This window comes from Actinomadura macra NBRC 14102, assembly GCF_001552215.1.
Lineage (GTDB): Bacteria > Actinomycetota > Actinomycetes > Streptosporangiales > Streptosporangiaceae > Spirillospora > Spirillospora macra.
The window spans coordinates 183,883-203,816 of record NZ_BCQT01000002.1; the positions used below are offsets into that span (position 1 = coordinate 183,883).

A 19,934-nucleotide genomic window follows, 5' to 3' on the forward strand; every position below is an offset into this window, starting at 1 on the left:
AATCCCTGCCGCAGGCGCCCCGGGACTACTGGGCCATGTCGACGAAGCGGCTGTAGTGGCCCTGGAAGGCGACCGTCACCGTCGCGGTCGGGCCGTTACGGTGTTTGGCGACGATCAGGTCGGCCTCCCCCGCACGCGGGGACTCCTTCTCGTACGCGTCCTCGCGGTGCAGCAGGATCACCATGTCCGCGTCCTGCTCGATGCTGCCCGACTCGCGCAGGTCGGACACCATCGGCTTCTTGTCGGTGCGCTGCTCGGGACCTCGGTTGAGCTGCGACAGCGCGATGACCGGGACGCCCAGCTCCTTCGCGAGGAGCTTCAGCGAGCGGGAGAACTCCGACACCTCGACCTGCCGGCTCTCCACCCGCTTCCCCGAGCTCATCAGCTGCAGATAGTCGATGATGACCAGGCGCAGATCGTGCTGCTGCTTGAGCCGGCGGCACTTGGCGCGGATCTCCATCATCGACATGTTGGGGGAGTCGTCGATGAACAGCGGCGCCTCGGCGACCTCGCTCATCCGCCGCGCCAGCCGCGTCCAGTCCTCGTCCTGCATGGTGCCGGACCGCATCGCGTGCAGCGCCACCCGCGCCTCGGCCGACAGCAGCCGCATCGTGATCTCGTTACGGCCCATCTCCAGGCTGAAGAACGCCGACGTCAGGCCGTGCTTGATCGAGGCCGCGCGGGCGAAGTCGAGCGCGAGCGTCGAGTTGTGCGTGGGGATGCACGAGCGCCCGGCCAGGTACATGTGGTCGTCGTTGTCGACCTGGACGCACCGGACGGGCACGCTCTCCACCGGCCGAACGTCCACGATGTAGCGGACGGGGTGCCCCGCGTTCGGGCGAACGGCCGCACGCTGCTGGGCCGCCTTGCGCGGGAGCCGGAACACCGGCTCGGTCGGTGTGAAGTCGACCTGGTAGGACGTCGAGGTCTCCCCGGTGCGGCCCCGGGCCGGTCTGGCCGTCATGGTCGCGCGGTGGCCGAGGCTCAGGACGAGCTCGTGAGCTGTCTCGGCGAGACGCCTGGTGACGAAGGCGAGCCGCACCCGCCCGGCCTCGGAGACCTGCCCGCCGGTGTCGAGCATCCCGGCGAGCAACGACCGCCGCTGTGCCTCGGAGGCGCGCAGGTAGCCGGCCGGGATGTGCTCGTTTCGCCACACCCCCAGCTCCTTGATCATTCCGATCAGACCGGGGAGGCCGAACCGCCCCGGGGTCCTGCGCCGCTCGACCGGCTGACCCGACGCTTCGATGTGGCCGAGGACCTCCTCGTCGACACAGGTGATCGCTTCGGACCGGTCATCTCCGGCGCCGAGCCACGCTCCCAGAACGTAGGGATCGATGGGGAGTTCCGCGGGGGGGAGCTGGAACGGCGCGGCCACGTCGACGGCGTGGTTGGGGCCTCCGGCGCCGCCGTGGCGCAGGGTCGCCGCGATCTCCTCGGTGGTCTTGACGGGCCGGTGCCGCGGGATGGTCGCGGCGTTCCCGGGACGGACCGCACGATGCAGAAGCCCTCCGTGGAGGCTCGCGCACTCGTAGCGAGGGCGCACCCTCGCGAGGGTCGTGCCGGCCTCGCCGCGGCGGTCCAACTCCCGGGTGACCGTGAGAAGGGCGCCGCTGAACTCGGTCCCGACCTCGGTCAACACCTCACGGTGGGTGACGAGATGGCGGCCGCCGTCGGCACGGGTCGTCGTGCGCCACTGGTGCTGCGCGTCGGCGACGATCACCTCGCCGTCGGAGAACTCGACCTCGTAGCAGGGGCGGCCGTCCATCACCTCGGTCGCGGCGACGACGCGGGTCGGCCGGCCGTCGGCCCCGATCAGGTGATCCCCGACCTGGACCTCGCCCATCGTCGTCCACCCCGTCGGAGTCGGGAGGGGTGTGCTGATCTCCATCGCCTTGCCCATCGCGGGCCGCGCCGCGACCACCACCATCTGGCCGGGGTGCAGGCCGTTGGTGAGGGCGTCGAGGTCGGCGAAACCGGTGGGGCAGCCGACCATCTGACCGCCGCGGCTGCCGATCGCCTCGATCTCGTCGAGGGCACCGGGCATGATCTCGCTGAGGGGGACGTAGTCCTCGCCGGCGCGCTTGTCGGCGATGGCGAAGACCTCCGCCTGGGCGCGGTCGAGCACCTCGTCGGCGTCCGCCCCGTCGGCGGCGTAACCCATCTGGACGATGCGGGTGCCGGTCTCGACGAGCTTGCGGAGCACCGAGCGCTCGTGGACGATCTTGGCGTAGTAGCCGGCGTTGGCGGCCGTGGGCACCAGGGAGATCAGGGTGTGCAGGTAGGGGGCACCGCCGATGCGCCCGATCTCACCGTTCTTGGTGAGCTCGCCGGCGATGGTGACCGCGTCGGCGGGGTCACCGCGACCGTAGAGGTCGAGGATGGTGTCGTAGATGATCTGGTGTGCGGGACGGTAGAAGTCCCCGGCGCGCAGCACCTCGACGACCTCGGCGATAGCGTCCGGGGACAGCAGCATGCCGCCGAGGACACCCTGTTCGGCGGTGATGTCGTTCGGCGGGGTGCGTTCGAACTCGTGCTCTTGCGGTCCGAGATCGGTCACGCTCACGGTCGCACCCCCTTCGTCCCGGCCGGCCGGCGTCCCCGTCCGCCCCAGCGCCGACCGTCCATCCCACGTTTACCTGAGGCGTCCGACATTCTCCCGAGCCCGCGCCGTCACGGGCAAAGCGAGCTGTGGACAAGGATGTGGAGCCCCTGTGCAGACACGCCGGTTTGGTTGTGCACGACCTGTGGACAACTCTGGGGATAACGTGCGGGCCACTTCGGCAGAGGCACGTTGAGCTGCGAAGACTTCGTCCACCGGCTGTGCGGTGAAGAAAGTCGGCCACTTCCTCCGATGTAAGGGGTAAATTTCTGTAGAATCTTACAGACTGGTAGGGTATGCCGGATATGCTCGGCTCACCCCTACGGCGCGCGACCGTCCACGACCGCGAGATCCTGCGGCTCGCCGTCCCGGCGTTCGGCGCGCTCGTCGCCGAACCCCTCTTCCTGCTGTCCGACTCGGCGATCATCGGGCATCTCGGCACCGCACAGCTCGGCGGCCTCGGCGTCGCGGGACAGGCGCTGACCACGCTCGTCTACCTGTGCGTGTTCCTCGCGTACGGCACGACCGCGGGAGTGGCCCGGCAGGTCGGCGCCGGCGATCTGCGAGCGGCGGTCCGGCAGGGCATCGACGGGATGTGGCTCGCCCTGGCCATCGGCGGCGTCCTGATCGTCGCCGCGTGGCCGCTGACCCCGTCGATCGTCGAGGCGTTCGGCGCGTCCCCGTCCGTGGCGCCCTACGCCGAGACCTATCTGCGCGTGAGCCTGTTCGGGATCCCGTCGATGCTGGTCGTCCTTGCCGGGACGGGGGTTCTGCGCGGACTCCAGGACACCCGGACGCCCCTGCTCGTCTCGATCGGCGGCTTCTCGGTCAACCTGCTGCTCAATGTGGTGTTCGTACTCGTCCTGGACTGGGGGATCGCCGGTTCGGCCTGGGGCACCGTGCTCGCCCAGACCGCAAGCGCGGCCGTCTACGCGACGGTGGTGCTCCGCGCCGCGCGACGTCACAGCGCCCCGGTGCGGCCCGATGCCGGGGGCCTGCGCACGGCGGCGACGGCGGGGGTCGGGCTGCTCGTCCGGACGGCGGCGCTGCGGATCGTCCTCATCGTGGGAACGTCGATCGCGGCGCGCATGGGGGACGCGGAGATCGCCGCGTACCAGGTCGGCTTCCAGATCTGGACGTTGCTGGCCTTCGCGCTCGACGCCCTGGCCATCGCCGGCCAGGCGATCACCGGACGGTACCTCGGCGCGTCCGACGTCGTGGCCACCCGGGCGGTGACCCGGCGGATGGTCGGCTGGGGCGTGGCCTGCGGCGTCGTGTTCGGCCTGGTGATCCTCGCGGCGCGGCCCTGGCTACCGGGCCTGTTCACCTCGGACGAAGACGTCCGGCACCTGCTGCTCGTCTCGCTGATCCTGGTCGCGCTCCTGCAACCGGTCGCGGGCGTGGTGTTCGTCCTGGACGGGATTCTGATCGGTGCGGGGGACGGTGGGTACCTCGCGCTGACGACCCTGGTCGCGACGGCCGCCTTCCTGCCCGCGGCACTCGTGCTGTACCGCATGGACGCCGGACTGGCCGGTCTCTGGGCCGCCATCGGCCTCTGGATGCTGACCCGGATGCTCACCCTCAGCCTTCGGGCCCGCGGTGACCGCTGGATGGTGACCGGCGCCATCCGTTAGCCGCCGCCCGCGACACCGTGCTCGCGTGCACGGCCCCGAGCGTCACGGGCGATCTCGTGGGTCCAGGTGAGCAGGCTGACGCGGCGCCCTTTCTCCTCGACGATCACGGGCGCGGCGTCGGTCAGGTGGTAACCGGCGGTACGTGCGACCGCGGTGCTGGCGGCGTTGCCCGGCTCGATCTCCAGGCCCACCTTGCTCAGCCCGGCCACGTGGTGTGCGTAGTCGGTCATCAGGAGGACGGCCCTGGACGCGAGCCGCTGCCCGCGGTGTGCGGCGCCGACTCCGTAGCCGATCGTGCCGCTGACCTTGTTCAGCATGACCTCGCCCTTGGGCCGGCGGCCGTCGGTCGTGATGGCGAGGTGGACCCGCTCACCCAGCGCCCGGCCCTGGCGGGCGCGGTCGAGGTAGTTCCGGGCGGCCGGCACGTCGAACGGGGTGACGAGCGGCGTCCAGTAGGCGATGTCGGGGTCGTCGAACAGCTCCGCCATCGCCTCCAGGTCGTCATCGCCCCACTCGCGCAGGATGAGGCCGTGCCCGCTCAGCAGGACGGCGTTCGACGAACTCATGTCCTTGATCACATCATGCGGCGGGTACCGGTGAGAACCGGCCGGGGAAATCGGCGATCGGCGTTCGCACCGGGAGCCACACTCGCTACTATTCGAACATGTGTTCCACGCATGGCGAGCGGATGGCCCGGCTGACCCAGGCGATCGACGATCTGGCGGCCGAGGGTCTGGCCGGGCTGCCCCCGGAGACCCTGGTGGAACGCGTGGCGGGCATCTGGTCGCTGGTGGAGGGCATCGACCCCGAGATCGCCCGTCGCCGTACCCGCTACACCACACCCGAGACATAGGCTGCGTTCCGAAGTCCCGGCCCACGGGGACCGGGCCTGGACGAGCGCGGCATACGGGCGGCGCCTCAGCCGAAGTCGTCCAACGGGGGGAAGAAGGGCATCCCGTCCTCGACCTCTGGCTCTGGCTTGACCTGCGAACTCTTCGGGGAGCCGGCCAACCGCTCGGCCACCGACCTGCGCAGTTCGGGCAGCCGCGCGTACAGGACGTCACCCGGACACGCGGTCTTGTTGTAGTCCCGGTGCCCCACGATGGCGCCGGACGGTTCGAGGTCGTACGCCCGGCAGAGCCACACGCACACCTCCACGAGCGACCCCCACAGCAGATCCGGGACCTCCTTCTGCATGTAGGAGCCCTCGTTCTCGATCCCGATCGTGTGCTCGTTGTGGTGCAGCACCTGCGCGCCGACCGCATGCCTGCCCGATTTGATGGCCTTCAGCGACTGGTTGCGCCCCTCCATCACGAGGCCGGCGCGGCCGATGGTCAGCTGCTGGCCGGTGTCGTCCCAGTTCCGCTTGTCCATGTGGAAGTTCTGGATGTATCGCGACAGAGCGTATGCGTGCGCGATCGACCGGTCGTCGGAGTTCGCCGTGTCCGTGTGATGGACGATGATCCGGTCCGGTGGACGGTCGAGGACCGTCACGGGCCGCCTCGGTGGCCTGGCCTTCCAGTCGGCACGGGTGTGGACGCGCGGGGCGTCCGCCGTGAAGCGCGACTCCTGGCCGGCCGCGGGGAACTCCTCTGCCAGGGCGCTGTTGTCGGCCGACGAGCCCATGGCCAGCAGGCCCGCGCCCATCACCCCGCTGATGAGCGAGCGGCGCGTCACGTGCGGGCCGTCCTCGCGCGGACGGCGCGTGCCCGGCGAGCCGTCGCGTTCCCGGTCGGCCGCGCCGTCCCCCGATTGCGCGATCAACACCGTCCCCCTTCGTCCCGCGATGATCTCTGCAACGGAACGTAGCGGTCACTCCGCCGATCACCCAAGCTCAGGGCGGTTCACGCACGTTTCACAAGAAACACCGTCAAGCCAGTACCTGACGGGGTGTGCTGGGGGACGCCGAGTGTCCATGCCACCCGGCCGTACGCCTGGGCTGCCCTTCGGCTCGGAAAACGAACGGCCCTCACATCCCGGAAGGGACGTGAGGGCCGTTCGGACGGACGAGCGTCAGTCCTCGACGACGTTGACGTCGATCGTGGCGTTGACGTCGCTGTGCAGCCGGACGCTGACCCGGTGGGTGCCGACCGTCTTGATCGGATTGCCGATCTCGATGCGGCGGCGGTCCAGGTCGGGGCCGTCGGCGGCCTTGACCGCCTCGGCGATGTCGGCGGCGGTGACCGCACCGAACAGGCGGCCGTTGCTGCCGGTCCGGGTGCGCAGCGTCACCCGCAGTGCCTGCAGCCGACCGGCGACCTCCTTGGCGTGCTCGACGGTCGCGATCTCGCGGGCCGAACGCGCCTTCTTGATCGAGTCGATCTCCTTCTCGGCGCCCCGGGTCCACTTGATCGCGAAACCGCGGGGGACGAGGTAGTTGCGGCCGTAGCCGTCACGGACCTCGATGACGTCTCCGGGCTCGCCGAGCCCGGAGACCTGCTGGGTCAGGATGAGCTTCATGATCTGTCGTCCCCCTGACTCAGCGCGCGGTGCTGGTGTACGGCAGCAGCGCCATCTCACGGGCGTTCTTGATCGCCGTGGCGACGTCCCGCTGGTGCTGGGTGCAGTTGCCGGTCACCCGCCGGGCACGGATCTTGCCGCGGTCGGAGATGAACTTCCGCAGCAGCCCGGTGTCCTTGTAGTCGACGTAGGAGATCTTCTCCTGGCAGAAAACGCAAACCTTCTTCTTGGGCTTGCGGGGAGGTGGCTTCGCCATCGTGGTGCTCCTTTATGAGAGCCCCGCTCACGCGGGAATGGACGTGTACATGTCTTGGTCTTGCTGTGTGTGGCCGGCCCGTCGAGCGGACGGACGGTTAGAACGGCGGGTCGTCGGAGAACCCGCCGCCGCCACCGCCGCCGGTGGCCCAGGGGTCCTCGGCGGGGGCACCGCCCCCACCCTGCTGGCCGCCTCCGAAACCGCCCCCACCTTGCTGGGCGCCTCCGAAACCGCCGCCGCCCTGCTGGCCGCCGCCACCGCCGCCGAAGCCGCCGCCCTGACCGCCGCCACCGCCGCCGCCTCCGAAGCCGCCGCCGCCACCGCCCTGCCGCTGGGTCTTGTTGACCTTCGCGGTGGCGTTGCGGAGCGACGGGCCGACCTCGTCGACCTCGATCTCGAAGACGGTGCGCTTCTCACCCTCGCGGGTCTCGTACGAGCGCTGCTTGAGCCGTCCCTGCACGATCACCCGCATGCCGCGCTGCAGGCTCTCGGCAACGTTCTCGGCGGCCTGCCGCCAGACGTTGCAGGTCAGGAACAGTGCCTCGCCGTCCTTCCAATCGTTTGACTGGCGGTCGAAGAACCGCGGAGTCGAGGCGATACGGAACGACGCGACCGCCTGGCCGCTCGGGGTGAAGCGCAGATTCGGGTCCTCGACGAGGTTCCCGACGATCGTGATTACGGTGTCGCCTGCCATGGGGCTCGCTCCGGCTGGTGTGAGGGCTGAGCCGGGCTCAGTGGACCTCGGGACGGATGACCTTGGTGCGGAGAATCGACTCGCTCAGGTTGAGCTGACGGTCGAGCTCCTTGACCGTGGCAGGCTCAGCCGACAGGTCGACCACCGCGTAGATGCCTTCGGACTTCTTCTGAATGTCGTACGCCAGGCGCCGGCGGCCCCAGACGTCGACCTTCTCCACGCTGCCGCCGCCGTCCTTGACGACCTTCAGGAACGGGTCGAGTGCCGTGTTGGCGGTGCGCTCGTCGATGGCGGGGTCGAGGATCGCCATAAGTTCGTAACGACGCATGCTGTGTCCCTACCTCCTCTGGACTGGTGCGGTCACGGTCTCTCCGTGACAGGAGGGTTGTTGCGTCTCCCGCGACGGCACCGGCCCCGGATCGCCGGGCGGACCTGCCGCGAGACCGATACAGGCTACCAACTGTCAGCAGCTTACGAGCCACTTCACCCCAGTCCGCCACGGTGCGGCCACGCTCAGCTGTGGCGGGCTCGCGAGGCGTCATGGCGCGTACTCAGCGGCGGACGGTCGGGCGGGCGGGCCTGGCACAGCGGCGCCGCTCCAGTTCCGCCATGATGTCGGCCATACGGGCGCGCATCCGGGCGGTCTGGGTCGTCAGCAACGACAACTCCTCGACGAGCTCCGCGTCACCGATGACCCCCAACTCACTGCTGTTCATCGCCTCGCCTCCGCTCTGCCGTTCACGGGCGCCTTTCCGAGCGGCCATACCGGGCCTGACCGGCGGTTTCCGCCGACCCCCCGCGCGATGGCCGGCTGGTGCTGTCGGTTCACGGTGCTGCACCTCCTGCTCTCCCCGCTTCCCCTCGGGGACGGCCTCGAGACCGTGTTCTCGAAACCATGTTCGACGTTACCGGCCGGCGCCGACAATTTCCGCACGAGCACGCTGGTTGATCTCCGGATGTGCTGGGAATCCCTCTTACGCGCACGGCCCGTCCGGCCACATCGTCATCCCCAGGCCGGGACGCACGGCGCCACGACCCGGAGGAGGTCCGATGCGACAGGAGGCAGCCGGAGGCGAGCAGGCCGCCGTCGGCGTCGACACCGAACGCCACCCGTTGGAGAACGGGCTGGCGGTGGCGGCCATCACGATCGGGGTCGCGGCCCTCATCCTGGGCTCGATCCCGGCGACGCACTTCTTCGGCGCGGTCGCGGCGGTGATCGGCCTGCCGCTGGCCCTGTACTCCCAGCTGATCTCCGCCACGACCAATGAGCGGTGGCTGAACGTCGTCGGGATGGTGGCCGCGTTCATCGGCGGGGCCTTCGCGCTGAGCCACGGCGGATTCACGATCTGACGGCTCGGCCGCGGGATGTCGTGGTGCGCGGCTAACCTCGATGTCATGCGCATCGGAGCCCACGTCGACCAGAACAACCCGCTCGACAACGCCCGCGCCATCGGCGCGGACGTCGTTCAGTTCTTCCTGGGCGATCCGCAGGGCTGGAAGAAGCCCGTCCTGCCCGAGGGCGTCGAAGCCCTGGACGGTTCCGGCGTGGACGTGTACATCCACGCGCCGTACACGATCAACGTGGCGACGTCCAACAACCGGATCCGCATCCCCAGCCGGAAGAACCTCACCCAGCAGTTGGAGGCGGCGGCCTCGATCGGCGCGAAGGCACTGATCGTGCACGGCGGTCATGTGCTGAAGGACGACGACCCCGAGATGGGGTTCGAGAACTGGCGCAAGGTGTTCGAGAGGATCGAGTGCCCGATCCCGGTCTATATCGAGAACACCGCGGGCGGCGGCAACGCCATGGCGCGCAAGTTCGACCGGATCGCCCGACTGTGGGAGGTCCTGTCGACGGTGGACGGATTGGACGACAAGCTCGGTTTCTGTCTCGACACCTGCCACGCGCACGCGGCCGGCGAGGAGCTCATCGACGCGGTCGACCGGATCAAGGCGATCACCGGCCGCATCGACCTCGTCCACTGCAACGACAGCCGCGACACGTTCGGATCGGGCGCCGACCGGCACGCCAACCTCGGTAGCGGGCAGATCGACACCGACCTGATCCTCGGCGTCGTGCGCGCCGCCGCGGCGCCCGTGGTCGTGGAGACGCCCGGCGCCGGACATGCCGACGACATCGCCTGGCTCCGTTCCCACCTGGCCACCTGAAGTCGGGAACCGGGGCTCGACCATGCGCATCTAACGTCGCGTAAGTGCGGAATGCAGTAAAACCGCAGGCACGGCCAGACTGGCATAATCCGAACCCTCAGCCCTCAGCGCACGCGCGGTACCACAGGCGGCAGCGGGCGCGCCAACCGATCGGGAAGTCCATGGCACAACCCCCCTACGACCCGTACGGCGGCTACGGGTCGGACCCATACGGCCAGCAGTACCAGCAGCAACCGCCCGTGCAGCACCACTACTACGGCGGCGGCCCGCCGGTCGTGCCCCGCAACAACGGCATGGCCGTGGCCTCCATGGTGCTCGGCATCATCGGTGTCGTGACCTGCGGCGGGGTCGTCTTCTCCGTGGGCGCCATCATCTTCGGGCACGTCGCGCAGGGGCAGATCAGGCGCAGCGGGGAAGGCGGCGGCGGCATGGCCACGGCCGGGCTGATCCTGGGCTACATCTTCGCCGTGATCGGCCTGCTCTACTGGATCGTCATCGTGGGGATCTACGGGGCGGCGATCTGGAGCATCAACAACGACCCCTCAACGTCCACCTACTGACGTCTCCAGCGCGCCCGCTTCTCCACTGCCCGCTAGAACACCCGCTAGGGCAGGGCACACCCGCTGAGGCATGCCGGCTGACACCTCGCGCGGCAACCGCTCACGCGAGCCGGGGGACGCCCGCCGCCTCCATTCCCACGCTCGGCAAGAAGACCGTCATGGGGGTGGGGGTGTCCCGCCACACCTCCACCACGTCCGCGAAGACACCCACAGCCGTCCGGAACGACTCCGGGTCGGCCTCGGCCAGTTCGGACCACGATTCGTACAGCACCACGCGGCCATGGCGTGCGGATGTCCACGACAGGTCTGTCAGGCAGTCCTCTAGAGCGTCCCAGTTGCCCCCGAACCACGAGGGAAAGCGGAAGGTCTCGGCGCACAGCCGCAGGAACGCACCCTTGTCGCGGACGCGGTGCCCGTCGATATGGAACCCGCGCCAACCCGCCAACTCGGCCCGTTCCGCCCAGTCAGTGACGGCGACCGCGTCCGGAAGCGCCCTGCACTGATAGACGCCCGGCTTCAGCCGATCCGCGAGCAGTTCGTTCAGCGCCTGGTCCGCGTTCACGCCTTCTCCTGCACTCTTGCACGTCCGTGTTCCGGGCTCGTGGGGCGAACCCCGGCAGCGTTCCTTCCCCGGCGGGCGCCCGCGAACTCCCTGTTCGACCATCACGCCGGTCTTCTGGCGCTTGACGTCTCTCTCTATTCTGAATAATCTCTTAACTAGAGAGACTCTTACAAGGAGCAACTCTCTGAGCGAGGTAGTTGCCCGATTCCGAGAGGAACACAGAGATGAACACCACGCTGACCACCACCCCCGACCCCGACCCCGACGCCACGCCCACCACCCGCATCCAGGCGCACTACAACTCGATCAAGAAGCTCGGCTGCTGGACGGAGGCCCGCCGGTTCGAGGTCCGCGTCCGCCGCGGCTCGGTCGTCCTCGACCTGCGCTCGCCGCACATCGAGGACGGCGACATCGAGATCGACGTCGCCCTGGACCACTCGATGGTCAAGATCCTGGTGCCCGAGGACGCCGACGTCGACCACTGGGACCTGCGCTACACGGGTCGCGGGCGCGTCAAGGACTGGACGGGCCACAACGGCGAAGGGCGGCGCGTCCGCATCACCGGTGAACTGCGGCATGCCGAGATCCGCGTCCACCGGGGTGGGATCGCGACCCTCTCAGCGATGTTCTCCCGCGAGTACGTCAAGGATGTCCGGCGCGCCCACAAGGACGGAACGTTCCCTACTGTGGACGACCCCACACGCGTCGCCTGACCCAATACCTGAAGAGCGTGCACCGCAGCAGCAGTGCACGCTCTTCGCGTCCGAACGAACTCGCCGGGTTGCTGGTCGCTACTGGGTCTCCCGGATGAGGGTGGCGGCCTGACCGGAGAAGCGAACGGTGACGTTGTGCGGCGCGGCCTTCGCCCAGTTGTCGAACCCGACTATGGAGCACTTGCTGACGTCGGGCGGGGTGCTGCCATCCGGGCACTTGCCCCCGGCGACATACAGGACAGTGTCGTTGGCGGTGAAGAAGACGACGTTGCCCACGGTGAACTTGCCCGGTGCCAGATACCGCAGCCGCCCCGTCGCCGACTTGATCTGCTGGCCGCCCTGAGGCGCGGACGCGGGCCTCTGGGCCGTCGGAGCGCCCGAACCCCCCGGGGCTCCGGGGGCGGAGCTGGCGCCCGGCGTGGCGTTGCCCTGCGCGGGCGCGGAGCTGACGGGCGACAAGGGCTGCGGGGGCGACGACGACGCCGCGGAGTTGCCGTCGCCGTCGCCGCCGCAGGCCGTCAGGCCGAGCGCCAACGCCGCCGCCACCCCGGTGATCACGATCTTCCGCATGGGTCCCCGCTCCCGTACTCGGTGCGCGATCTTCTTGATCACGCTGTACCGGGTGAGATGCGGGCGCGGCCCGGCGGAGTTGACGCGCCCGGAGGTGATCAATCCGACCCGGGGCCCCTCGAACTCGCGAGCCGGTGCGGGCGTCCCGACGTCCTGGCGGCAGAGGAAGGTGTCGCGCGGTTCCCGCATCCGTCTCGGCCTCGGGTATGCCACCAGCGCCTTCTCGCGTGCGGTGACGCTCCGACACTTTCGCCGGGACCGGCGAGGCGGTTCCCGAACTCACAAACCTGCGGGGCCACAACTCCCGCGAACATGAATCAACCTCACAAAGGAGGGCCGAAACCCATTGCGCGGCGGGGCCACTTCGGGCCCTTCTAGCCGCGCATGACAGAGACAGTCAGAGTGCGGGCACTGCGGCGTGACGGGGATTGCGCCAGCGACGCAGCGAGAACACGTCGGGCGCACCGTCCAGCACACCACCGGCAGGGTCGTCCACATCATCCGTCCTGACAATGTCACCAGACGGACGCAGGATGTCCCACACCACCAGCAGCGCCAACAGCAGGACGGTGGAGAAGCGCGCCAGCAACGCTACGCCGTAGACGTCCTGGCTGATCCCGCCGTCCGGCGCGTCCAGGCTCAGCACAGCGGAGACAGTGTCCCCCAGGCCGGCCCCCTGCGTCTGGCTGGACACCGACAGCAGGTACCACCAGATACCGAAGAAGTACACGACCTCGCCGAGCTGCCAGACCAGGAACGCCGGCAGCTTAGGACGGGCCAATACCGCCAAAGGCAGCAGCCACAGGACGTACTGCGGTGACCAGACCTTGTTGGGGAGCATGAACGCGACCAACACCAGGAACATCAGTTGCGGGACTCGTGGACGTCGCGGTGCGGTCAGCGTCAGAACAGCGATTCCGACCGCCAGGACTAGGAACGTCCCCGTGCCAAGCATGTTCAGACGGTCCGTGTCGTCAAGCCCGGTCATCCCGTGGTGCTGGAGGAAGAAGAAGATCGACCCCCAGTCGATGCCGCGTTTCTGGCTGAAGGTGTAGAACTCCTTCCAGCCGTCCCACGCGAAGAGCATGACGGGCAGATTGACCAGCAGCCATGCACCCGCCGTGCCGGCGAGCATCCGCCCCAAAGCGCGCCACTGTCCCGCGCGGACGCACAGCAGGACGAGCGGGCCCAGGAACAGCAGCGGGTAGAACTTCGCCGCTATCGCGAACCCTAGAAGCGCGCCCGCCAACGCCGGGCGGCGTGCCGACCAGGCCGCCAGCGCCAGCGCGGACAGCGCCACCGCCAGCAGGTCCCAGTTGATGTACGCGGTGAGCAGCAGCGCCGGGGAGAGCGCGACCATCAGACCGACCCGGAGGGATCGCCGACCAGCCACGTACGCCGTCGCCAACACGGCCACGACCGCGAGCAGGCCGAGCATGAGGACGGTGACGTTGTAAAAGGCCATCCCACGCCCGTCCAAACCGAACGGACGGACGATCCAGGCGACGAGTTGCATGAACCCACCGCTCAGCACCGGGTACTCCACATGGTGGATGCTGGAGCCCTCGGCGTTGAACGTGTCGAAGTACGGTACTTTCCCATCGTTCAACCCGCGCACGTAGTAGAGCGGGTAGACGTCGGTGTAGCACGCTCGTGTCGTCGTCTGGATGAAGTCGAATCTCGTCGTTGCGCAGGGTTGCTTCTGTAGCCAGCCCAGAAGGCACACCAGGGCCGTGACGCCCGCAAGGACCGGCGCCAGCCCGGCCAGTCGCCCGCGTCCGTCCGCCGCCTCACTGCTCGTGCCGGCGGTGGACATACCGAGCCTTTCCGAAGACGACGACATGGACAGCAAGACTAAAGGTCACTCACAACCGCCCGCGCGTGCTCGGGAAACGAGATCCACAGGGGACAAGGACGCCGTAGAACGGGCATGGCCCAGAACCCGCGCGGGTTCTGGGCCATACCAACGGACACCGGGGAACTCAGGGTTTGTCCGGGCCCGGTTCCTGATCCCTGCACCTGGGGTGATTCATGTGGCCCTGCTGGCACCACCAGCTGATGTCGTCGCCTTCGGGGGGAAGGTTGGGGTTGCAGCCGAGCGGAAGACCCGCCTGGTTACAGGGCTGTCCGCCCGGCCCGGGAGAAGTCGGCGTCTCGGACGGGCCCGGCGACTGCGAGGAGCACGGCCTGCCGCCGTTGTTCGGCCGTCCCGGGGTGTTCGGCTGGCACGTCGGTGACGTCGTCACGGTCGGCGTGTTCGAGGGCGTCGGCGTCGGCGTCGGCGCGGCCCACGGCGCGATGCCGCCGACGTTGCCAGGCGGGCCGAACTGCGTGATCTCCTTGCCCTCCAGCGCCTTCATCATGAAGCGCTGGAACAGGTCGGCGGGAACCGTACCACCGTAGACCTGGTTGTAGCCGCCGACACCGATCAGCGACTTGCGGTTACGGTTCTTGTCCTCGCGCCACATCGCCACCGACGTCGCGAGCTCCGGCGTGTAGCCGACGAACCAGGCCGACTTGTTCTGGTCGGTGGTGCCCGTCTTGCCGGCGACCGGACGGACGCCCAGGCTGGCGCCCTTACCGGTACCGGACGTGACCACCGCGCGCATCGCCGCCGTCGCGTCCCGGGCAACGCCCTGGGAGAAGACCCGCTCCTCCTTGTCCCACGGCAGTTTGATCCGCTTGCCGTCCTTGTCGATGATCTTGGAGATGACGTGCGGCGCGCGGTGCACGCCCTCCGCGGCGAACGTCGAGTAGACCGAGGCCATCGTGACCGAACTGGCGTCGATGACACCGAGCGGAAGGCTGGCGTAACCGCTCTTCAGGTTCGGGGTGTTCTTGGGGATGCCCATCTTGACGGCCATCTCGGCCACCTTGTCGAGCCCGACCTTCTGCCCCAGCTCGACGTACGCCGTGTTGATCGACATCGCCGTCATCTGCTTGAGGTTGTACACACCGTTCTCGGAACGGCTGTCGTTGGTGAAGGTCGCCCCGCCGATCGTCCGGCGGTAGCTGCCGTCCATGGTGGTCTGGAGGCTGACGCCCTGGTCGAGCGCCGTCGCCAGCACGATCGGCTTGAACGACGAACCCGGCTGCACGATGCCCTGGAAGGAGTCGTCGAACTGCTGCTTCGCGTAACTGCGGCCACCGTAGGAGGCCACCACTCCACCGGTCTTCGGGTCGATCGCCGTGAGCCCGAAGTGGATGTCCGTACCGAGGCTGGATTCCCTCTTGATCTGGTTCACCGCCGCGGCGGTGTAGTCCTGGAGCTGCTTGTCGAAGGTGGTGGTGATCTTCAGTCCGCCGGTCTCGACGTCCTGCGCGCTGATGCCGAGGACCTTCAGCTCGCGCATGACCCGGTCCTGCAGGTAGCCGTCCTGGGGGCCGCCCTTGACGTCACTCCACTGCTTCTGCGTCTGCGGGAACTTCGCCGACGCACGCTTCCCCGGGTCGATCCACTTCTCCTTCTCCATCCCGTCCAGGACGTAGTTCCAGCGCTCGATCAGCGCCTTCTTGGCCGGGTTGGTGTCCGGGCCGTAGGACGCGAAGTAGGTCGGACGCTGGATCATCGCGGCCAGCATCGCGGCCTGCGACTCGTCGATCTTGTCGACGGTCGTGTGGAAGTAGGCGCGGGAGGCCGCCTGGATGCCGTACGCACTACGCCCGAAATAGACGGTGTTGAGGTAGAGCTTCAGGATCTCCTTCTTGTCGATCTCCTGCCCCGCCCGGATGGAGATCAGGATCTCCTTGAGCTTGCGGCTGATGGTGCGGTCCTGGCTCAGCCCCTGGTAGTAGTTGCGGGCGAGCTGCTGGGTGATCGTCGAACCGCCCTGGACGTCACCGCCGGTCGCCGTCTTGAACAGCGCGCGGGCGACTCCCGTCGGCGAGATGCCCGGCTCATTCCAGAAGTTACGGTCCTCGGCGGCGAGCACCGCGTTCCGCACATGCTCCGGGATCTTCTCCAGCGGGAGGCTCTCGCGGTGCGTCCCGATCCGGGCGAGCGCCGACCCGTCCCGATAAGTGATCACCGACTCCTGCTTGATCGCGTCCTGCTGCGCCTCGTCCGGGACCGGGGTGTTCTCGTAGGCGACGAAGACCAGCGTGGCCATGCCGAGCACCAGCACCGTGAAGACGCCGAGCACGACCTTCCAGGACGGGACGTACCGCCGCCAGCCGACCTTCCGCGGCTTGTCGGACCGCTTGCCGCGCCGTCCCCGACCACCGTCACCGGGACCGCCGGGACCGCCCGGACCACCGGGGCCACCGCGCCCACGCGGGCCTCCGGGACCACCCGGACCGCCAGGACCACCCGGACCGCCGGGACCGCCGGGTCCACCCGGGCCGCTGCGCACCGCCGTCGGCGCTCCGCGGCGTCGCGCGCCCGGCGCACCAGGCCCGCCGGGGCCACCAGGGGCGGGGGCGCCGGGCCCACCAGGGGCGCCGGACCGCGAGGGACCCGCGCCCCGTCCGCCCGGTCTCGCCCCCGGACGCGCCACCCGGCCGGGTGTCGGCGAGCCTGCCGGCGCGCCACGCGGCACACCGCCGGGCATGCCCGACGAGGCGGGTCGGGGCGAGCCCCTTCTGCCAGGGCTCTCTCCGTATTCCGGTCCGTAACGGCTTGGGTTGCTCACACGACCTCATCAACTGGGGTACGGCTGTGCGTCGTCCGAGAGTACTGCGCACCTGGGGGCAGGGGGGCCGGAGGAGCAAGGTCCCGCTTCATCTCACACCGCCTTCCCCGGCGGCCGTCCCGCTCATTCGGGCGGCCTTGTGAGCGGCAGCAGCGGCGCGCTGCCCTCCGCCTGTGGCTGGCGTCCGCCGCCACCACCGAAACGGCAGGACGGGTCGCCGCGATGGATGCTGCACCACCATCGTGGTGGCGGGTTGCTCGGCGGCTTGTTCGGATCGCAGTTCCCGTCGGGGAACGGCGACTGGCACGGCGGCCTGTCACCGTCGCCGGGACCGCCGCCGTCATCGTCCTGGCACCGTGGGTCGTACTGACCGATCGGGCCATTGCACCACGGAGGCTTGCCGTCGTCCTCTCTCTTGGGCGGCGGCTTGGCCCACCTCTGCACGATGCCGTCCCAGACCGGCGGTGGGAATGCCTCAGGGTTCATCCCCTGCGTCGCATTCGTCATGTAGGTCCGCCAGATGCGCGCCGGGATCGTCCCACCCTGGACCTCACCGATCTGCGGCAGGATGAGCGACTTCTTCTTCCCATCCGGCCCGACCGCGTCGTTGTAGAGCGTGACGGCCGTCGACATCTGCGGCACGTATCCGACGAACCACGTCGCGACGTTGCGGTCGGTGGTCCCGGTCTTGCCGGCCGCGGCCCGGCCGTCGGGCAGCGCCGCCGCCGTCGCCGTTCCGCCCCTGATGACCTGCTGCATCGCGTACGTCGCGTCCGCCGCGACCTTCCTGTCGAAGACGCGGTGGGACTCGTACTTCGGCTTCAGGCGCACCGTCTTGTTGTCGGTCATCTTGACCGTACGGATCACGTGCGGCTGGTGATAGATCCCACCGTTGGCGAACGCGGCGTATCCGGCCGCCTGCTCGATCGGACGGATGTTGTTGACGCCGAGGGCCAGGTTGATGCAGCAGGAGTGCGGCTTGAGCAGGTCGGACGCGATGCCCGCGTCCGTCTCGGTCTTGATCACCTCTTGGATCCCGACCTTGCCCATGAGCTGGAGGAACGCGGTGTTCACCGAGTCCTGCGTCGCCTTCACCAGGTCGATCGCCGGTCCCTCGTTGTGGCTGTTCGGGACGACCGTGGCGTTCGGCGTGCCCTCCGGCACGACGTTCCCGTTCGGATCGATCGGAGTCATCGATCTACCCTCGACCATGCTCTTCAGGCTGTAGCCCTGCTTGAGCGCCGTCGCCAGCACGTACGGCTTCATCGCCGATCCCGCCTGCGCCGACCCCGACCACACGTTGTCGAACGCCTGCGACAGATAGCTCGGCCCACCATAGAACGCGATGACCTCGCCGTTGGCCGAGTTCACCGACACCAGCCCCACACGGATCTTCTTCCGCGCGAGCTTCTTGGGGTTCACCTGCGGGACGGTCCGCTCCGCTGCTCGCTGGGCCTGCGCCATCTTCTTCCGGTCGAACGTCGTGTAGACGCGCAGACCCTTGGTCGTCAACTCCTTGTTGTCGATCTTCAGGCGGCGCAGTTCCTCCTTGGCCCGCATCAGCATGTAGCCGCGCTGGCCGCTGTAGAGCTGGTTGCCCGTACCCGCTTCATTGATCTTGGGCAGCTTCGCCATGTACCGGTTGGCGTCGGCTTCGCTGAGCTTCTTCATCGAGACCAGGCCCTTGAGCGTGTACTGGTACCGCTCGTTGACCCACGCCCGGTTCGCCTTCTCGCCCGGGTCCCGGTTCGGGTTCTGGATGATTCCGCCGAGGACGGCCGCCTCGTTCGCCTTCAGCTCCCACACGTCCTTCCCGAAGTACTCCCGGGACGCCGCCTGGATGCCGTAGGTGTCACGGCCGAAGTAGATGGTGTTCAGGTAGAGCTTGAGGATCTCGTCCTTGGAGTGCTTGTCCTCCAGCTTCAACGAGATGAACAGCTCCTGGAACTTCCTGCTCATCGTCCGGTTGTTCGGATCGGAGTAGTAGTTCTTCGCAAGCTGCTGCGTGATCGTGGACCCACCGCCCGACCCGCCGGTCAGGTTCGCCCATACGGCCCGCGTCGTCCCCTTCACCGAGAATCCCGGGTCGGTACGGAAGCTCCGGTTCTCCGCCGCGAGCACCGCGTCCTGGACGATCGGCGGCACCTGCTTCAGCTCGACGCTCTGCCGCTTCTTCCCGATCCGTCCGATCTCGGTGTGGTCGGTGAAATAGAAGATCGACGCCTGGTCCTCGACGCCGGCCACGGTGGGCTCGGCCGGGGTCGGCGTGTTCGCGTACGCGACCCAGATCAGGGTGATGAAACTGATGAAGCCCAGCGCGCAGACACCGGCCACGAACTTCCACGAGGGGACGAACCGCCGCCATCCCGTGCTCCGCGACCGCAGATGATCGACAAAGCTTCGCTTCCCCGCCGGAGGCTTTCCAGGCCCTCCCGGTCCGCCGGGACCGCTCGGCCCACCTGGTCCGCCTGGTCCGCCTGGTCCGCCTGGTCCGCCTGGTCCGCCTGGTCCGCCAGGGCCACCGGGAAATGTCGGCCCACCGTGCTTGGCAGGCCCACGCAGCCCCCTGCCTCCGGCCTTCTTGACCACGCCCGGTACACCGAGATTGGCAAGTCGCCCCTTCACCGCACCAAGACCACCGGCAAGCCCGGCTCCGCCCGCCCTTGCGGCTCGATGGCCAGGGCCAGGTCCAGGAGGCATCCCAGGCATCCCGAGTCCGGGGCCAGGTGCTCCGCCACCCATCCCAACCGGACCAAACCCACCAAACCCACCAGGAGCACCAGGAGCACCAGGAGCACCAGGAGCACCAGGAGCACCAGGAGCATGGAAACCGCCGGGCCCCGCGGCCATCCCCGGTCCGCCCGTCGGATGTCCAGGCCCGCTGATCGGGATGCTCCCCGACCCCTCAGGAGACCTCAGAGGAGACGGTCCGGCAGCCATCCCGGGCCTGCCAGGGCCGAACGGCACACCAGGCCCAACCCCGCTGGGCCCGCCCATGGGGGTTCCACCGCCAACGGCACCGGGGCCACCCACCACACCCGGACCACTGGACGCGGGCCCACTGGGCACAACGCCCTGCCCTGGGC

The 19,934-nt window shown here is 68.8% G+C and carries 20 protein-coding genes; 6 read left to right on the top strand and 14 right to left on the bottom strand.

The window, feature by feature from the left end; genetic code table 11:
* Positions 1-25: 25 nt before the first annotated feature.
* Entirely contained in the window at positions 26-2,563 is a 2,538-nt protein-coding gene (gene dnaB, locus AMA02S_RS02095; protein ID WP_157430323.1) for a replicative DNA helicase, read from the bottom strand.
* Between the two features lie 332 nt (positions 2,564-2,895).
* Between dnaB and AMA02S_RS02100 the strand changes: the two genes are divergently transcribed.
* Positions 2,896-4,233: an MATE family efflux transporter gene (locus AMA02S_RS02100; RefSeq protein WP_157430324.1), complete on the top strand. Its 1,338-nt coding sequence runs from the start codon at positions 2,896-2,898 to the stop codon at positions 4,231-4,233.
* Here the strand turns inward: AMA02S_RS02100 and AMA02S_RS02105 are convergent.
* Positions 4,230-4,799 carry a GNAT family N-acetyltransferase gene (locus AMA02S_RS02105; RefSeq protein WP_067451498.1) on the bottom strand — a complete coding sequence of 190 codons (570 nt, stop codon included), beginning with the start codon at positions 4,797-4,799 and terminating at the stop codon, positions 4,230-4,232. The genes AMA02S_RS02100 and AMA02S_RS02105 overlap by 4 nt on opposite strands.
* Positions 4,800-4,897: 98 nt before the next feature.
* Between AMA02S_RS02105 and AMA02S_RS02110 the strand changes: the two genes are divergently transcribed.
* Complete coding sequence (locus tag AMA02S_RS02110; protein WP_052357975.1) at positions 4,898-5,086, top strand: hypothetical protein; 189 nt, start codon at positions 4,898-4,900, stop codon at positions 5,084-5,086.
* 65 nt (positions 5,087-5,151) lie between these two features.
* Here the strand turns inward: AMA02S_RS02110 and AMA02S_RS02115 are convergent, their stop codons facing one another.
* The 6 genes from AMA02S_RS02115 to AMA02S_RS42730 all read right to left on the bottom strand — a co-directional run bounded on the left by AMA02S_RS02115 (position 5,152) and on the right by AMA02S_RS42730 (position 8,359).
* The gene (locus AMA02S_RS02115) at positions 5,152-5,997 is read right to left on the bottom strand and encodes a peptidoglycan recognition protein family protein (protein WP_245667311.1); all 846 of its coding nucleotides are present in this window, start codon (positions 5,995-5,997) and stop codon (positions 5,152-5,154) included.
* Positions 5,998-6,246: 249 nt separating this feature from the next.
* Entirely contained in the window at positions 6,247-6,693 is a 447-nt protein-coding gene (rplI, locus tag AMA02S_RS02120) for a 50S ribosomal protein L9 (protein ID WP_067450631.1), read from the bottom strand.
* 19 nt (positions 6,694-6,712) lie between these two features.
* A complete protein-coding gene (rpsR, locus tag AMA02S_RS02125) occupies positions 6,713-6,949 on the bottom strand; it encodes a 30S ribosomal protein S18 (protein WP_019631633.1) in 237 nt (78 codons plus the stop codon).
* A 97-nt stretch (positions 6,950-7,046) separates the two neighbouring features.
* Positions 7,047-7,643, bottom strand: coding sequence for a single-stranded DNA-binding protein (locus tag AMA02S_RS02130; protein ID WP_067450633.1), 597 nt, complete (start codon positions 7,641-7,643; stop codon positions 7,047-7,049).
* Positions 7,644-7,680: 37 nt separating this feature from the next.
* Entirely contained in the window at positions 7,681-7,971 is a 291-nt protein-coding gene (gene rpsF, locus AMA02S_RS02135; RefSeq protein WP_067450635.1) for a 30S ribosomal protein S6, read from the bottom strand.
* Positions 7,972-8,194: 223 nt separating this feature from the next.
* Complete coding sequence (locus AMA02S_RS42730) at positions 8,195-8,359, bottom strand: hypothetical protein (protein ID WP_169806760.1); 165 nt, start codon at positions 8,357-8,359, stop codon at positions 8,195-8,197.
* Between the two features lie 334 nt (positions 8,360-8,693).
* Here AMA02S_RS42730 and AMA02S_RS02140 point away from each other — a divergent pair, with 334 nt between their 5' ends.
* From AMA02S_RS02140 to AMA02S_RS02150, 3 genes are all read left to right on the top strand, one after another.
* The gene (locus AMA02S_RS02140) at positions 8,694-8,993 is read left to right on the top strand and encodes a hypothetical protein (protein ID WP_067450637.1); all 300 of its coding nucleotides are present in this window, start codon (positions 8,694-8,696) and stop codon (positions 8,991-8,993) included.
* A gap of 45 nt (positions 8,994-9,038) precedes the next feature.
* Positions 9,039-9,812, top strand: coding sequence for a deoxyribonuclease IV (locus tag AMA02S_RS02145; RefSeq protein ID WP_067450639.1), 774 nt, complete (start codon positions 9,039-9,041; stop codon positions 9,810-9,812).
* Positions 9,813-9,973: 161 nt separating this feature from the next.
* Entirely contained in the window at positions 9,974-10,372 is a 399-nt protein-coding gene (locus AMA02S_RS02150) for a DUF4190 domain-containing protein (protein WP_067450641.1), read from the top strand.
* Between the two features lie 100 nt (positions 10,373-10,472).
* Here AMA02S_RS02150 and AMA02S_RS02155 read toward each other — a convergent pair whose 3' ends face one another.
* On the bottom strand, positions 10,473-10,934 hold the full coding sequence (locus AMA02S_RS02155; RefSeq protein ID WP_067450643.1) for a barstar family protein: 462 nt from the start codon (positions 10,932-10,934) through the stop codon (positions 10,473-10,475).
* A 224-nt stretch (positions 10,935-11,158) separates the two neighbouring features.
* Between AMA02S_RS02155 and AMA02S_RS02160 the strand changes: the two genes are divergently transcribed.
* The gene (locus AMA02S_RS02160; RefSeq protein ID WP_067450645.1) at positions 11,159-11,647 is read left to right on the top strand and encodes a hypothetical protein; all 489 of its coding nucleotides are present in this window, start codon (positions 11,159-11,161) and stop codon (positions 11,645-11,647) included.
* Between the two features lie 78 nt (positions 11,648-11,725).
* On the opposite strand, the gene AMA02S_RS02165 is transcribed toward AMA02S_RS02160, so the two are convergent.
* The 5 genes from AMA02S_RS02165 to AMA02S_RS42740 all read right to left on the bottom strand — a co-directional run bounded on the left by AMA02S_RS02165 (position 11,726) and on the right by AMA02S_RS42740 (position 19,673).
* Positions 11,726-12,406, bottom strand: a complete 681-nt coding sequence (locus tag AMA02S_RS02165; RefSeq protein WP_067450648.1) for a hypothetical protein — start codon at positions 12,404-12,406, stop codon at positions 11,726-11,728.
* 208 nt (positions 12,407-12,614) lie between these two features.
* A complete protein-coding gene (locus tag AMA02S_RS02170) occupies positions 12,615-14,060 on the bottom strand; it encodes a glycosyltransferase family 87 protein (RefSeq protein ID WP_245667312.1) in 1,446 nt (481 codons plus the stop codon).
* A 139-nt stretch (positions 14,061-14,199) separates the two neighbouring features.
* Positions 14,200-16,569 (bottom strand): transglycosylase domain-containing protein, encoded by a 2,370-nt coding sequence (locus AMA02S_RS02175; protein WP_281181830.1) that lies wholly within the window; start codon positions 16,567-16,569, stop codon positions 14,200-14,202.
* Between the two features lie 402 nt (positions 16,570-16,971).
* On the bottom strand, positions 16,972-19,182 hold the full coding sequence (locus tag AMA02S_RS02180) for a transglycosylase domain-containing protein (RefSeq protein ID WP_067450654.1): 2,211 nt from the start codon (positions 19,180-19,182) through the stop codon (positions 16,972-16,974).
* 287 nt (positions 19,183-19,469) lie between these two features.
* On the bottom strand, positions 19,470-19,673 hold the full coding sequence (locus AMA02S_RS42740) for a hypothetical protein (protein WP_067450657.1): 204 nt from the start codon (positions 19,671-19,673) through the stop codon (positions 19,470-19,472).
* Between the last annotated feature and the right edge of the window lie 261 nt (positions 19,674-19,934).

Bases quoted from the DNA above. Each gene is read 5' to 3' on its own strand.
- AMA02S_RS02100 (WP_157430324.1), top strand. From the start codon at position 2,896: ATGCCGGATATGCTCGGCTCACCCCTACGGCGCGCGACCGTCCACGAC.
- AMA02S_RS02105 (WP_067451498.1), bottom strand. From the start codon at position 4,799: ATGAGTTCGTCGAACGCCGTCCTGCTGAGCGGGCACGGCCTCATCCTG.
- AMA02S_RS02110 (WP_052357975.1), top strand. From the start codon at position 4,898: ATGTGTTCCACGCATGGCGAGCGGATGGCCCGGCTGACCCAGGCGATC.
- rplI (WP_067450631.1), bottom strand. From the start codon at position 6,693: ATGAAGCTCATCCTGACCCAGCAGGTCTCCGGGCTCGGCGAGCCCGGA.
- rpsR (WP_019631633.1), bottom strand. From the start codon at position 6,949: ATGGCGAAGCCACCTCCCCGCAAGCCCAAGAAGAAGGTTTGCGTTTTC.
- AMA02S_RS02130 (WP_067450633.1), bottom strand. From the start codon at position 7,643: ATGGCAGGCGACACCGTAATCACGATCGTCGGGAACCTCGTCGAGGAC.
- rpsF (WP_067450635.1), bottom strand. From the start codon at position 7,971: ATGCGTCGTTACGAACTTATGGCGATCCTCGACCCCGCCATCGACGAG.
- AMA02S_RS42730 (WP_169806760.1), bottom strand. From the start codon at position 8,359: ATGAACAGCAGTGAGTTGGGGGTCATCGGTGACGCGGAGCTCGTCGAG.
- AMA02S_RS02140 (WP_067450637.1), top strand. From the start codon at position 8,694: ATGCGACAGGAGGCAGCCGGAGGCGAGCAGGCCGCCGTCGGCGTCGAC.
- AMA02S_RS02145 (WP_067450639.1), top strand. From the start codon at position 9,039: ATGCGCATCGGAGCCCACGTCGACCAGAACAACCCGCTCGACAACGCC.
- AMA02S_RS02150 (WP_067450641.1), top strand. From the start codon at position 9,974: ATGGCACAACCCCCCTACGACCCGTACGGCGGCTACGGGTCGGACCCA.
- AMA02S_RS02160 (WP_067450645.1), top strand. From the start codon at position 11,159: ATGAACACCACGCTGACCACCACCCCCGACCCCGACCCCGACGCCACG.
- AMA02S_RS02165 (WP_067450648.1), bottom strand. From the start codon at position 12,406: ATGCGGGAACCGCGCGACACCTTCCTCTGCCGCCAGGACGTCGGGACG.
- AMA02S_RS02170 (WP_245667312.1), bottom strand. From the start codon at position 14,060: ATGTCGTCGTCTTCGGAAAGGCTCGGTATGTCCACCGCCGGCACGAGC.
- AMA02S_RS42740 (WP_067450657.1), bottom strand. From the start codon at position 19,673: ATGCTCCTGGTGCTCCTGGTGCTCCTGGTGCTCCTGGTGCTCCTGGTG.